The organism is Dokdonia sinensis, from assembly GCF_003688895.1.
GTDB classification, from domain to species: domain Bacteria; phylum Bacteroidota; class Bacteroidia; order Flavobacteriales; family Flavobacteriaceae; genus Dokdonia; species Dokdonia sinensis.
This window is the reverse complement of the sequence record NZ_REFV01000009.1, coordinates 13,990-27,924: the sequence shown is the minus strand read 5'-3', so window position 1 is coordinate 27,924 and position 13,935 is coordinate 13,990. Positions and strand designations below refer to the sequence as shown.

At 38.3% G+C, this 13,935-nt stretch carries 12 protein-coding genes; 2 read left to right on the top strand and 10 right to left on the bottom strand.

The window, feature by feature from the left end:
* Nucleotides 1-78: 78 nt before the first annotated feature.
* Both EAX61_RS10065 and EAX61_RS10060 read left to right on the top strand, forming a co-directional pair.
* Entirely contained in the window at nucleotides 79-1,386 is a 1,308-nt protein-coding gene (locus EAX61_RS10065; RefSeq protein WP_121917567.1) for a phenylacetate--CoA ligase family protein, read from the top strand.
* Nucleotides 1,387-1,392: 6 nt separating this feature from the next.
* A complete protein-coding gene (locus EAX61_RS10060; protein WP_121917566.1) occupies nucleotides 1,393-2,064 on the top strand; it encodes a DUF6090 family protein in 672 nt (223 codons plus the stop codon).
* Nucleotides 2,065-2,089: 25 nt separating this feature from the next.
* On the opposite strand, the gene EAX61_RS10055 is transcribed toward EAX61_RS10060, so the two are convergent.
* From EAX61_RS10055 to EAX61_RS10010, 10 genes are read right to left on the bottom strand one after another with little or no spacing between them, the layout of a single operon-like run.
* A complete protein-coding gene (locus tag EAX61_RS10055) occupies nucleotides 2,090-2,875 on the bottom strand; it encodes a glycosyltransferase family 2 protein (RefSeq protein WP_121917565.1) in 786 nt (261 codons plus the stop codon).
* Entirely contained in the window at nucleotides 2,859-4,211 is a 1,353-nt protein-coding gene (locus EAX61_RS10050; protein WP_121917564.1) for an exopolysaccharide biosynthesis polyprenyl glycosylphosphotransferase, read from the bottom strand. Before EAX61_RS10050 ends, EAX61_RS10055 begins: the two co-directional genes overlap by 17 nt.
* Nucleotides 4,212-4,214: 3 nt before the next feature.
* The gene (locus EAX61_RS10045; protein WP_121917563.1) at nucleotides 4,215-5,204 is read right to left on the bottom strand and encodes a UDP-glucuronic acid decarboxylase family protein; all 990 of its coding nucleotides are present in this window, start codon (nucleotides 5,202-5,204) and stop codon (nucleotides 4,215-4,217) included.
* Between the two features lies 1 nt (nucleotide 5,205).
* Complete coding sequence (locus EAX61_RS10040; protein WP_121917562.1) at nucleotides 5,206-6,513, bottom strand: UDP-glucose dehydrogenase family protein; 1,308 nt, start codon at nucleotides 6,511-6,513, stop codon at nucleotides 5,206-5,208.
* A gap of 60 nt (nucleotides 6,514-6,573) precedes the next feature.
* A complete protein-coding gene (locus EAX61_RS10035) occupies nucleotides 6,574-7,794 on the bottom strand; it encodes a WcaI family glycosyltransferase (protein ID WP_121917561.1) in 1,221 nt (406 codons plus the stop codon).
* 6 nt (nucleotides 7,795-7,800) lie between these two features.
* On the bottom strand, nucleotides 7,801-8,979 hold the full coding sequence (locus EAX61_RS10030) for a glycosyltransferase family 4 protein (RefSeq protein ID WP_121917560.1): 1,179 nt from the start codon (nucleotides 8,977-8,979) through the stop codon (nucleotides 7,801-7,803).
* The gene (locus EAX61_RS10025) at nucleotides 8,957-10,195 is read right to left on the bottom strand and encodes an O-antigen ligase family protein (protein ID WP_121917559.1); all 1,239 of its coding nucleotides are present in this window, start codon (nucleotides 10,193-10,195) and stop codon (nucleotides 8,957-8,959) included. Before EAX61_RS10025 ends, EAX61_RS10030 begins: the two co-directional genes overlap by 23 nt.
* Entirely contained in the window at nucleotides 10,171-11,610 is a 1,440-nt protein-coding gene (locus tag EAX61_RS10020; protein ID WP_121917558.1) for an O-antigen polysaccharide polymerase Wzy, read from the bottom strand. Before EAX61_RS10020 ends, EAX61_RS10025 begins: the two co-directional genes overlap by 25 nt.
* Nucleotides 11,600-12,676 carry a glycosyltransferase gene (locus EAX61_RS10015; RefSeq protein ID WP_121917557.1) on the bottom strand — a complete coding sequence of 359 codons (1,077 nt, stop codon included), beginning with the start codon at nucleotides 12,674-12,676 and terminating at the stop codon, nucleotides 11,600-11,602. Before EAX61_RS10015 ends, EAX61_RS10020 begins: the two co-directional genes overlap by 11 nt.
* Nucleotides 12,673-13,932, bottom strand: coding sequence for an oligosaccharide flippase family protein (locus EAX61_RS10010; RefSeq protein ID WP_121917556.1), 1,260 nt, complete (start codon nucleotides 13,930-13,932; stop codon nucleotides 12,673-12,675). Before EAX61_RS10010 ends, EAX61_RS10015 begins: the two co-directional genes overlap by 4 nt.
* Nucleotides 13,933-13,935 lie beyond the last annotated feature (3 nt).

Genomic DNA, 13,935 nt, shown 5'->3' with positions numbered 1-13,935 from the left:
TTCTAATTTAAAAAAATCATCCACAGTCGCTCGTCACTCTTATTTGCTTTCACTATTTTTCGGCAAAAGAAAAAAGGGTTGGGACTGTTTAACTGGACATTACAATTGAAGGGGTATGATATTGCTTTCGCGAAAGCGGAGTTATCCCGCATCCAGTCCATCCCAGCGTCTGAGTATCCCGACTATATCGCAAAGAAAAAAGCCGAAATTGTAGCCTATCATAAAAAGCACAATCCTTTTTACAAAAAACGCGCCGCGCACCTCTCAGATCTCGACTGGAACGACCTTCCTGTACTCACCAAATCAGATTTACAACAACCGCTCACACAGCGACTTTCTAAAGGGTTTACTCCTAAAAACGTATATGTAAATAAGACTTCTGGATCTTCTGGGCATCCGTTTGTGTTTGCAAAAGACAAGTTCTCTCACGCGCTTTCTTGGGCGAGTTTTATGGATCGATATGACTGGTATGATTTAGATGTGAACCGCTCGAGACAAGCTCGGTTTTATGGTATTCCGCTGGATTTTGTGGGGTATCGCAAGGAACGATTAAAGGATTGGATAGGCAAACGGTATCGCTTTCCCGTATTTGATTTGAGTGATGAAAAACTCGCGGGCGTTCTTAAAAAATTTGAAACAACCCCCTTTGATTACCTCAACGGGTATACGAGTAGTATTGTGCTTTTTGCAAAATTTTTAAAACAAAAAAACAACATTCTAAAAGAAGTTTGTCCTTCACTCAAAGCCTGCATTGTGACGAGCGAGATGCTTTTTGATAGTGATAAACAGTTGATGGAAGCGCAGTTCGGTATTCCTATTATCAATGAGTATGGCGCCTCAGAGCTTGGACTTATTGCATTTCAGAACCGAGAAGGTCACTTTCAAGTGGATAGTGAATTACTATTTGTAGAAATTCTAGACGATAATAATCAACCGGTTCCAGACGGGACAGCTGGAAATATTGTGGTTACCAGTTTATATAATAAAGCGCACCCGTTTATACGCTACGCCATTGGGGATATAGGTACGCTGTCGCAAAAAGAAAACCTCAAATATCCCGTACTCGAAAAACTCATAGGCCGTACCAACGATATCGCCCGATTACCTAGTGGCAAAGTAGTCCCAGGACTTACCTTTTATTATGTCACCAAAAGCGTCATCGAAGAAGATGGAAACGTAAGCGAATTTGTCATCGAACAAACCGCGATGGACACCTTTAAAATCATTTATAAAGCCAAAAGAAAGCTTAATGCTGCCGAAGAAAATGCTATCATAAAAGCCACGTATACCTATCTTGAAGATGACCTCAACATAATTTTTGAGAAAGTAGATCTGATGGATCGAAGCAATCGCGGGAAGTTGAAGCAGTTTGTGAGTAAAATATAACAAAGAATGAAAAAAATGTTGAAATATGCTGTTGGAGAAATCCTGCTTGTCGTTGTTGGAATTTTGATTGCGGTAAGTCTTAATAACTGGAATGAAAATAGAAAAACAGAAAATCGTTACAAAACGATTCTAGAGCTTGTAAAAACTGACTTTATTCAGGACACCATAGTTTCACATCATATAATTAACTATTATGAAAAACAGGATAGCCTCACGAATATTCTTGTAAGTGATAGCTTTAATCTTGATGTTCTTAAGGAAAATAAGGGCATTTCTTCTATACCTTTTTCTAATGCTCCGTTTAAAATAACCAGTACTTCTATAGATTTATTACGTGCGGAGCGTTCTGACATTAAGATAGCCACAGATACAGTAGTACAGATGCTCTTAAATTTTTACGATAGGTATGATACAAATTTTGAGGATATTGATTTGAAGCTAAGAGAAGATGTAGCCACAAACACAGCGCATTTAAAGACCTTTGAAAACTATTCCATCGAGCGTTTTCTAAAAACAAGAAAAGACGAGGATTTTGAATATTTTCTTTCTAGAGACTTTAAAAATAGAGTGATAATGCACCGCCAGCTCACCATAAATTTACACACTGCCTCTCTAAAGAATTTTAATGAATCTGTTAAAAGAGTAATCCCCTATATTGATAGTAGGCTTGAAAATTAGAGCAATGCCTTCTGATTTTAAAATTCTAAAATTTCTCTATCCATTTAGGCCTAACCACAAAATACTCCCAAAAAAACAGCAGCAAAAAAAAGGAAGATTTCACTGCCGAGTATCCTAAGTACTCGCGATAAAACTGATGGTTATACTTAACTAAATTCATCTTATTAGCACTCATAGAGCCTTCTCTTATTCTATAGCAGGCAAGGTCTTCTTGCAATCCTAACGCTGGTTTTCCTGCTTTCTTAATCGCTTCCAGCCATACCGCCCAGTCTTGACGTTTTCTAATGTTTGGTGCATCGATTTTCCCCACTTTTTCTACATCATATATTCCGGTGAGATTGCCTATGTAATTGTTTGCGTGTTGCTTTTTATAAGAAAGTCTAGGCATTGCCTTGATGCGTTTGTTAAGCATTGAGCCATCTTCGTCTATGTGAAGGTAGTTGGTGTAGGATACTGCACAATCGTGCTGTTGCATAAAGGCAATCTGTCGCTCTAATTTTTCTGGATGCCAAAGGTCGTCTGCATCTAGAAAGGCGACGTATTTGCCTTGAGCGACAGCGGTTGCTTCATTTCTTGCGTGAGCTGCGCCCTTGTTTTGCGAAAGCGAAATTACCTTTATACGTTTATCACTCTGAGCGAGGTTTTTTACAATGGCTAAAGAATCATCTGTCGAGAAATCATCTACAATGAGCTGTTCCCAGTTTTGATACGTTTGGGCTTGAATACTCGCTACGGTTTGAGCAATAAACTGTGCTCCATTATACAATGGGGTGATGATAGATACCAATGAGGAATCAATAGGCTTTTTCATCGCCTGAGAGTGCTTTTACAACAGTTTGAATGACAATCTTTATATCCAGTAGCAAAGACCAGTTTTCTACATAAAAGATATCAAATTTTACACGATTTATGATGTCGTGATCGCTCTCTACCTGCCCACGATAACCACTCGTCTGAGCAAGCCCCGTGATTCCCGGTTTGATAAAGTGACGCACCATAAATTTATCTATACGCTCTGCATACATGTGTGTGTGGCTTACCATATGCGGTCTTGGCCCCACAACAGACATCTCACCTTTGAGCACATTAATAAATTGTGGAAGCTCGTCTATGCTTGTCTTTCTTATAAATTTTCCTACCCTGGTTATACGGGAGTCTCCCCGGCGTACCTGATGTATGTCTGCCGTGGGATTGGGACGCATAGACCTGAATTTATAGCAGTAAAATTCTTTGTAATCCAGCCCGTTGCGTTTTTGCTTAAAAAATACTGGTCCCTTAGATTCGATACTTATTAATAGGGCTAGTAGTGGTGTTAACCAAGATAGCAGACCAACCAAAATAAGGATAGACATTATAATGTCAAAACTGCGCTTTATAAACTGATTTAAAGGAGTGTCTATAGGAATTTCTCTTAATGAGAGTATTGGGGTTATCCCTAAATAATTATAGTTGAGTTTCTTTGAGAAAATCTCCTTATTGTCCGGAATGAACTTGAGGATTTTCAAATTGTTGTCTGCAAAATCTGTTATCTCTCGCAACTCATCATTATCAAACTCTGCGATGGAACAGTATATTTCGTCTATATTTTCGTTTACGATGTATGCAAACGCAGATTCTATAGAAACATCTGGATGTGTCGTGTCAAAAATCTGAGCGAGCTTGTATCCATAATCCTTATTCTTAAGGAAAAATGCTTCTAACTGTCTCGTCTTAGGGTTATCACCAAAAATTACAACACGACGGTAATTTCCACCCAAGACAGTTCTGTATTTTTTTAGAAGGAAATATACCGCCAGTTTTACTATCGTAATGCATAGAAATACGTAACCTATGTATGCAAATATCGTTTGAGGGTTCGCTTTCGCGAAAGCGTAATACCCGAAAAACGCAAATACTGTGAGTACAAAGAGCACTAACTGGATAAATATGAGGGAGAAGATACGCGTGAGTTGCGTGTAACGATATACTTCGTAAAATTTTGTTTTAATGGTAGAAACGATCCAAGTGGCGGGTATGAGTATGGCAAATGCTAAAAAATGTCCATTAAGGGGTAAAAAAAGCTGCGCCATTGCCAGAATTATAGCAAGGTCTACCACATAAAATGCTGGGCGTATGTACCCAGAATATCTACCTCTTTTGTACGCCATGTGCTATTTCACAATGTGTTTTGAAAAATCCTTGTGCTCACTTTTGTAAAGCTGCTCCTGTGAGAGACCTTTAAAGTAATCGTAGGTTTTTTTCATTCCCTCCTGACGAGAAGTTGTAGCTTCCCAGTTTAGAATTTCCTTTGCTTTTGAAATATCAGGTTTGCGCTGCATAGGATCATCTACAGGTAAATCTTTATAGACTACTTTTTGATTTGTACCGGTGAGTTTTATGATCTCTTCTGCAAAGTCCCCTATTGTTATCTCATCTGGGTTTCCTATGTTTACGGGGAGTGCGTAATCACTCATTAAGAGTCTGTATATGCCTTCTACTTGGTCATCTACATAGCAAAAAGAGCGTGTCTGACTTCCGTCTCCAAAAACCGTTAAATCTTCTCCGCGTAGCGCCTGCCCGATAAATGCTGGAATCACACGACCGTCATTAAGTCGCATTCTTGGCCCATAAGTATTAAAAATACGTACTATCCGTGTCTGAAGACCATGAAAACGATGATACGCCATTGTTATGGATTCCTGAAAACGCTTTGCCTCGTCATAAACTCCACGCGGTCCGATAGTATTTACATTCCCATAATAATCTTCTGTTTGGGGATGTACAAGCGGATCGCCGTATACCTCTGATGTAGAAGCAATGAGGATTCTGGCATTCTTTTCTTTAGCTAGACCAAGTAAATTATGCGTTCCTAATGAACCGACCTTAAGTGTTTGGATCGGAATTTTTAAATAATCGATTGGACTTGCGGGAGAGGCAAAGTGAAGTATGTAATCAAGTTTTCCCGGGACGTGTACAAACTTAGTAACATCGTGATTGTAAAAGTCAAATTGCTCTAACTTAAACAGGTGCTCAATATTTGCGAGGTCACCTGTAATGAGATTATCTATCCCTACGACGTCAAAACCTTCTTTAATAAATCTATCGCATAAGTGAGATCCTAAGAATCCAGCAGCTCCAGTAATAAGTACACGTTTGCTCATATTATGCCTCTCTCCTACCTATAGAAATATAACGAAATCCTTCATTTACCATATCATTAACATCATACAGATTACGTCCGTCAAAGATGATTTTATTCTTAAGATTATCGCTAAGCTTCTTAAAGTTAGGTGTTCTAAAAATACTCCATTCTGTACTAATGACCAAAGCATCTGCTCCATCTGTAGCACCGTACATATCTGAGGCAAAGGATATTTTATCTTGGTACTTTGCTTTTACATTATCCATTGCTTCTGGATCAAAAGCTACAATTTTTGCTCCTTTTTTTAACAAAGCCTCTATCATATATAAAGATGGAGCCTCCCGTATATCGTCGGTTTCTGGCTTAAATGCCAAGCCCCACAATGCAATGGTTTTTCCACTTAGGTCTCCGTTAAAATATTTTTCAATTTTAGGAATGAGTTTTACTTTCTGATCATTGTTAATGTCAATTACCGCATCCAGCATTTTAAAGTCATATCCTGAATCGCGACCAGATTTTTGAAGGGCCTTTACATCCTTAGGAAAGCAAGATCCTCCATATCCTATCCCTGGAAAAAGGAATCGTTTCCCTATACGAGAATCTGTTCCCATTCCGCGACGTACCATGTCTACATCTGCACCTACAAGCTCGCAATAATTTGCAACCTCATTCATAAAAGTGATTTTTGCAGCTAGGAATGAGTTTGAAGCATACTTTGTGAGTTCTGCACTTTTTTCATCCATTATTATGATAGGATTGCCAGAGCGTACAAATGGTTTATACAATTTTTCCATTAATGCCGTTGCGCGCTCAGATGATGAACCTACGACAATGCGTTCTGGTTTTAAAAAATCGTCTACAGCAAAACCCTCTCTCAAGAATTCTGGATTTGATACTACGTCAAAAGCTTGACTTGTATGCTGCGCTATGGTCTCACGGACTTTCTCTGCTGTACCTACGGGTACCGTGCTTTTATCTACAATAACTTTATAACTGGTGATGTATTTTCCAATCTCTTGTGCAACGCCGAGAACGTAAGACAAGTCTGCAGAACCATCTTCATCTTCTGGAGTGGGGAGCGCTAGAAAAATAATCTCTCCGTGATCTAACCCATCCTGTAGTGATGTTGTAAATGTTAATCTACCTGCGCTTATATTACGCTCGAAAATAACATCAAGATGTGGCTCATAAATAGGCACTTCACCAGCCTGCATGCGTGCAACTTTTGCAGCGTCTATATCTACACAAACTACTTCATTTCCTGTTTCGGCGAGGCACGTTCCTGTTACGAGACCTACATATCCTGTTCCTACGACAGTAATCTTCATATCTAAAGAGTGTTTGTGACAAAAATAACGATGTTTTTACAGCTTTTAGGATGCTCCTTGCTATAATTGTTTTAAGGCAGTAACGAACTGTGAGAGTATTTCGTCTTTTGAGAAGTTTTTCAAGACAAACTCACGTGCCTTAATACCCATTGTTTTAGACTTTTCCGAGTCTCTACGTAATATCTCAAGCTGTTTAAGTACTGTCCCTACTCCAGTATCTGAACTATAAAAACCTCCTCCAGAGATTTCCATAGTTGTCGCAACTTCTGAGTCTGGATGACCCGTAATTATGGAGGGGGTTGCGCTAGCCATCATCCCTAGAATTTTTGAGGGCATTACAGTATCGAGCACTTCTGCTTTTTGAAAAAGGATGTGCACATTTGCGCTACAAAGCAGATCATTAAGCTCTTCATACGGTACTGGCGGAAATAATGTTACTCCCTGTAAATCCCTAATGTCCCGAGAAACTTCGTGAAGCATGGAACCTGCCCCTACAATAATAACTTCGTATTTTTTGCAGTCCAATCTTTCGGCAAATAGCTTAAAAAATGCCCAGTCTTGTTTGTCACCTATGTTTCCAGAATATAGGATTTTAAATTTTGAGGAGTTTAGGTGTGGGTGCGCTTTCGCGAAAGCGGGATTCACCCCTTTTCCATCTATCCAATTTGGAAGAAAGTAAGTGCGGCTTTTTGTTTTCTTTTCTAACTTTTTAAGCATTGTCTGGCTTATGGTACTCACAATGTCAGCCTTCGAAAAAAGTTTTTTCTCGATGTGCATAAGCAATCTATAAACAAGTCCTCCTTCTTGCTCACCTTGATTTGTTAAGCCGCTCTGGAATGCCGCATCAAATTCGAAATCCTGAATATGAATCCAGGACCTAGCATTAAATCGTTTTTTCTGAATGTATCCCAAAAACGTACTACTGGTAAAGGGCACTACAGAGATCACTATGTCACACTTTTTGATTTTCCAGAGGTTCCAAAACGAGCCCCAAGTAAAACTTAAAATATGTATTACGCGTTTAAAAAAAGTGGGGTGAGCCGGAACGTATTGTTTATACCGATAAAGCTTTATACTTCCTAAGTCTTCTTGTAAGTAACGTTTCTTGTCTTTATAAGCCTCTGCAATTTTCCATTCTGGATAGTACGGAAACGCGGTTATCACATCTATATGCATACCTTCGTTTTCCAGATATTGTGCCATTTGGGTAGAATATAATCCTATCGCTGTGCTCTCAGGAAAGAAATTTAGGCCAATAAGTGTGATGTGAGTTTTATCCAAAAGTTGCTAGTTTTCTTTGCTGTTTGAGTTTTCGATAGCTTGCTTATATATCTCTTCTAATAGCTCCAAGTTTTTATGAGCGGTAAATTGTTGTTCAAATGAGTTACGCGCTCCTTTATTCAGGATTTCTACATCTGAGCTGTTTTCGAAATCTCTTATGGTCGTTTCAAGGGAAGTAGCATCTCCTAAGTCATACTTCATCCCATTAACGTTAGACTCAATAAGTAATCCTGCGTTTCCAAAATTAGGACAGATTACTGGCGTCCCGTACGATAAGGATTCTAAGATAACCAGAGGTTGTCCTTCATACATCTTTGAAGCAAAAATTGTGGCTTTTGCGCTAAGATATCGCACCTTGAGTTGCTCACTATTTTGAAAACCTACACATCTTATATTGGGAGAGCGCAAGCTGGCGGCATCTACCTCACGCCGCAACGGTCCATCTCCTACAACAACAAGTTCCTTCCTACTGTTTTCAAAAGCCTTTAATATCGTCCTAATTCCTTTTTCTTCAGAAAGACGTCCTACAAAAAGATAATAATCTTCTTTTATATAAGAAAAACCATTATCTGCAATAAAGTTAGGCTTAATAACAACCTGCTGCTTTGCGAAATTTAAATGGGAGCGATCAAAAACATTTTTTGAAAATTCCGAAAGAAAAATGACTTTGTCGATTTTATCATACCAAGTACCTAAGGAGGTATGCAGCCTATTACTTACCGCTGGAAATACTGATGCCAGCGAGGATTCTTGATAGCAGCCGTGTTTTATTCCTGGGTATGCCATCTTTTTAGACACACAATCTTCACACACTTGTTTATCCCTGTAGAGCAATCCATTTACACAGAGTAATCTAAAATTATGTAGTGTTACTATTACAGGAAAGTTAAGCGCCTTGCAAGCAAAAAACACAGATGGAGAAAGTACTGGAAGAAAATTATGAATGTGAACTACATCTGGCTTTTCTCTTTCTAAAAACTCTTGTACTTTTTTTTTAAATGAAAAATTAAACGGAATTCCAAGTGCTGTTTTTAGCTTGTCTGCGGTATTCTTAATTTGCTCATTAAAAGCAAAGAACTGTACGACCTCGTGACCAGCATCTTCGAGTAGTTGTTTCTCACGCTTAACAACAATATCCTCGCCGCCTACGTCCTTGTATTTATTATGAATTTGTGCTATCCGCATGTGCTTCTAAATATCTATTGCGTAATCCAAAATAGCTCAAGAAAAGACTAAAATAAATGACTCCTTGTTCTCTTTCTAGAATATTTTCGGTAAGCATTACGAGGCTATAAAAAATAAGTAATAGTATAAGTAACTGATTGTCGTACCTGATGGCGAAAACAAAGTTTACCGCCAGCATCAACCCAAAAAAGACAACAGCGAGTACACCGCCCATGAGCATTAAACTAAAAAACTGGTTGTGCGCATTATACTCCCCAGCAACTAAAATTGGTTTGTCTTTTTCTTTGTAGGATTTTTGTAGAACATCATTGTAATCTCCTATCCCGTAGCCCAAAAAAGCGGCGTCTGCTATCAGTTCTTTTGCGCAAGCGTAAATAGTATATCTAATATTTGTAGAGGTCAAACTTCCTTTATCTAAGTTTTCTATCTTAAGAAGCTCGACAAATTTGTTTCGGGTTTTAGGAATAGCAACTGTAAGCCCGACGACAACGACCATAGCCACTAAGTAAGGCTTTACTAACCCTTGTTTACGCTGGAAAGCAACAAATAAGGTAAAGACAACCAGAAGAGCAAGAAGAGGACCTTTTTTAGCATAGAGTAACAGGAATAATATTAACACCATATCTATACTCAGTAGTAGCATTATAAGTCTTTTAGATCTAGTTGCTTTTAAAAGGTACATAGAAAACAATAGGGCTACAGCACAATGCATAGAAAGGTATATAGGATGTATTCTCCATTTTCCCATATCTACACGTACCACGGTTGCAAAGTGTTCTATCATTCCTGCAAACGAGTAGTTTGTTATGTAAAACCACAAAAAGGCCACTACATTAAAAGCAAAAACACTTACAACATACACCCAGAGATACTGATTGTGATATTTAAAAATACCGTGGTCATCTTCTTTTCTTATAAAGGAAAAGAGCGCTGGGAATACTATTAATGAGGCCATTGTGGAGAGTTTTCTAATACCGTACTCTGTATTTTCAGTATATAAAAAGGTAAATACAAGTAGGCAGAACAAGGCTGCATTCCAAAGGAAAAAAGGCAAATTAAAATACGCCTTGCGTTGTATTGCAAGCACGATAGTTAGGATAGCAAATATCCCTATCGCTATAGATTTAAAAGGAGTAGGTAATATTACCATAGCAAACAATATGCCTATCCATAGCACAGTAAGTTTAAGTCCTATGCTGTTTTTGATTGTTTCCACCTTTGTTGATTTATCATTAATTGATTTATAAAATAACTTACCATTTTAGGTATAACGATGACCCCTACTAGCGTTCCAATGTAGTAGGAAAATCCATTTGTAAAATCTCCCCTAAGAAGAAAAACAAGATGTATAGCAAAGTACAGCGCCATTATTTTCTTTAGATAGTCCTCACTTTTAAGCCAGTACAAAAGCCTGACGCATACAAAAGCAAGCATAAATGCGGCTAGGAGAACTCCGAAGAACCCAAAGTTAATATATCCCTCGCTCACAAGAGGATTTGACAAATTGCTGTATCTAAAGTCGTGCACCTCAATAAGGTGTTCTCCTACTAGTTGCCCGGTAGATATAGGTTTTGCTTCCCATATACTACGGGGAACAAAAAACAAAAAAGCACTTAACAACTGATACCCCATGGAATAGCCGTGATAGCCCACATAGTCCATAGTTGCCATAATATTTGCAAAAGCATCATAATTAAGCGTGTTAAAGGCGCTTGCAATTCCCCCTCCTTTCATTTCTTCTAAAAGTATCGACGGCTTATTAAGAATTTCTCTTAAACTCGCATCACTATGCGTGAATATAGCGGTGAGTGGGAACAAAATGATCATTGAAAAAAACATAAAGAATAGTGTCTTTGCATTACTATTCAAAAGTCTTGGTAAACCAAGAAATAATAGGCAAATATAAATGGGTCCTAGGGCATTTCTCTTTTCGACAAGCGGATTCTTAAACCAAAATAAAAGAAGAATAAAAAATCCTAGCATCACAGCTATAGTGATATAATTGAGTGTTCTTTTTTTAGGCCTCCTCAAGTACTCTACACATAATAATATCCCTCCGAATGGAACAAGGAAGAATACTTTTTTCCATATAAGCAATATGCTAGTTCCAAAAATTGAGGGCTTCCAGCTTGGGCGTCTCAACTCATCTTGTACAAAACCATAACTTGCAATAAATACAAGGACTGAAAGAAACCCCAAGCCGATGATGATAGCCGGCAATACTCTTTTGTATCGGTCTGTTTGAGTAGGTATGCCACGCAAAGGTCGCAGTCTTTTCATCGTCACATAGCTCAAAAAAAACAACAGGTTAAAAGCACATATAAAAATGTTTGCTTTTATTGCTACACTTTCGTCGTAAGGCAATAGCGTCATAAACTTGGGATTCACTCCTTCAAAAGAGTTGATTTGGACAATTGGGGCAACTAGAAAAAATAAATAGGTAAAGACTATAAAACAGGAAATAAAAGGAGAATAATCTCGCTCTACAAACAAATGATAGAGTGTTATAATTGCAAGTATAGCGGCACTAGCAAAAAAGGATAGCCAAACCTCAACAGTCGCGTCGAAAGTCGCAAATAGAACAACTGTAATCAGTACGTAAATAAAGAGTAAAAGTGTCTTAAGCGCCATATTTATTAGTTAGATTAATAAATACGTTTGCCATGGCCTCCACACTATATTTCTTCTTACAATGCATCGCAATATCGGGTCTTTTGGAGATCCAAAGTTCTCTAGATTTGTATATACTTTTTACGCTTTCGCGAAAGCTTATCGCATCATCACTTTTATAAAATAATGTATTTTCATTTTCGGTTGCCGCTTCAATTTCTGGTGAATGGGGTTCGTCCCTAGAGATTAACATAGGAACACCAAAGCCTAAACTCTGGGTGAGTGATAGTCCTACATATCCTGGAGAAACGCTAAAGATACTGCTCGAGTACAAATTACGAAGTTTTGTATAATCTCCTATGTGTCCCATTAATAGAATTCGATCCTGAAGTCCATTATCAATAATGAATTTCTCAATAAGTTCTATTTGGTCACCACTTCCTACGAAGATTAATTTTGCTTCCTTAGGAATTACGTCCATACTTTGGAAAAATGACTTTGCTAAAAACAACGGCTTTTTTGCTTTCGTAAGCCTGCCTACGTAAATTAAGTTCAGTGGCGTCTTCTCCGGTGTGACCAATTCCATTTGGTCAGCACTTAACAAGGCATTAGGAGCTGCCTGAATATCCTTACAGGGCATTCTGAGCAACAACTCTGCTGCCTGCTTTTCTGTGTACACAACAATGGCTGGGGCGAGATTACGCATGATATTGCGTAAATCATCGCTTTTACTATCTCTGCCCCCGCGTGGCCAGGCGTGTCCCCAAAGTATCGTTTTTTTTCCCACGATCATTCGCAACAAAAGAAAAATCCAGTTAGATATAATTCTAGGGTTCATTTCTAGCACGAGCACAACATTCTTAAAAACTAGGTGCCAAATACCTGTTTGAAACAAAGCACGTCGTCCTAATAGATAGTGATTTCCTATATCAACAGCAGAAATAGTTGTATCTGACTTGACAGAAGTTTCAAAATATCTCGACCCTCGGTACAGCTGGAAATTGTTGCCCATCGCTGTTCTTAGTGCGTTGAAAAAACCTGCGCGATAATCAGGTGTTGCCGTCTGTATGATTACCAGTTTTTTCACGTTCCTGCTATCTCGATTTTAGGTTTACTAAAAAAGTATCCTGCTATACAAAGGATAAAAAATTCAGTAACGATTGCAGAGACTGCAACACCATAAATACTAAAATATCGAGCTCCGACAATGGCAACAAGAAGATTAAATAAGCCTCCTATTACTAAGGCATACATACGCTTTTTATAATGTTTAATTGCCGGAAAAAACAAGGACACGAGCAGCATGTTAAGCGCAGAGAAAAAGGCAATCCCAGCCAAAATCTGAAAAACTAAGGTATAACTGTCTATTTGTGCGTCATTATATATAAAGTGTAGTAAGGGCTTTGCAATAAGAATAAGAATACCACTAATTAAACCGCCAGAAATTCCTACAGGCAACATCATTTTTTTTACAAACATCGTGATTTTCGTTTCCTCCTTTGTAGCTAACCACGGGAATATTGCTTGATATAATGGCACATAAATATTCTTTATAGCCAGAACAAGCTTTTCCATACTGGAATATACACCAGCAAGAGCATCGCCCGCTATCATACCCAAAATAAATGTATTGCCCGAAGTATAAAGACTCGTTGCAAAATTTGAAACAAACAAACTTGCTGTTTCACTCACAAGAATTTTAACTTGACTAAAATCTGGACTTTTAAAGTGTACGTATTTAAAGCTTATTGCTAGGCCTATGATACCAGCAAGAATAAAGCCCCCTCCGTTCAAAAGTGGCACCCATTCATAATCCTCAGGAGAAAGAACAAAAAAGAATATAGCTACAGTAAATAGCACCTTAGCCAGTACGTTTACAAATGTAATCACCCTCATACGCTCTATCCCTTGAAAAAACCAAGTAGGAAAGATGGCATGTCCCAAAACCATCCCAAAACTGAGGACATAAACAAGTGGTTCTACTCTAAAGCGCTCTACAAAAGTGATCAATATAAGTACAATAAGAAAAGAGACTACCACAAGACAAAACTTGACAAAAAAAACATTCCAGTATAGTTGCGATAATTTATCTCGATCGCTACGCAACAGAGAAACCTCACGAGTAGCGCTTATATTAAAACCAAAATCTACTAGAATAGTTAGAAACACGCCCATCGTTTGCGCGATCATCACGAGTCCAAAACGCTCCGCCTCGAGCGTTCTAACCAGATACGGCAACGCTATTAATGGTAATATCACATTAGCCCCTTGTATAAAAAGCAATGCCGTATAATTCCCCGCAACAATGCGACCGTTCTTGCTGTCTAAAAGGGATTTGAGCATTCT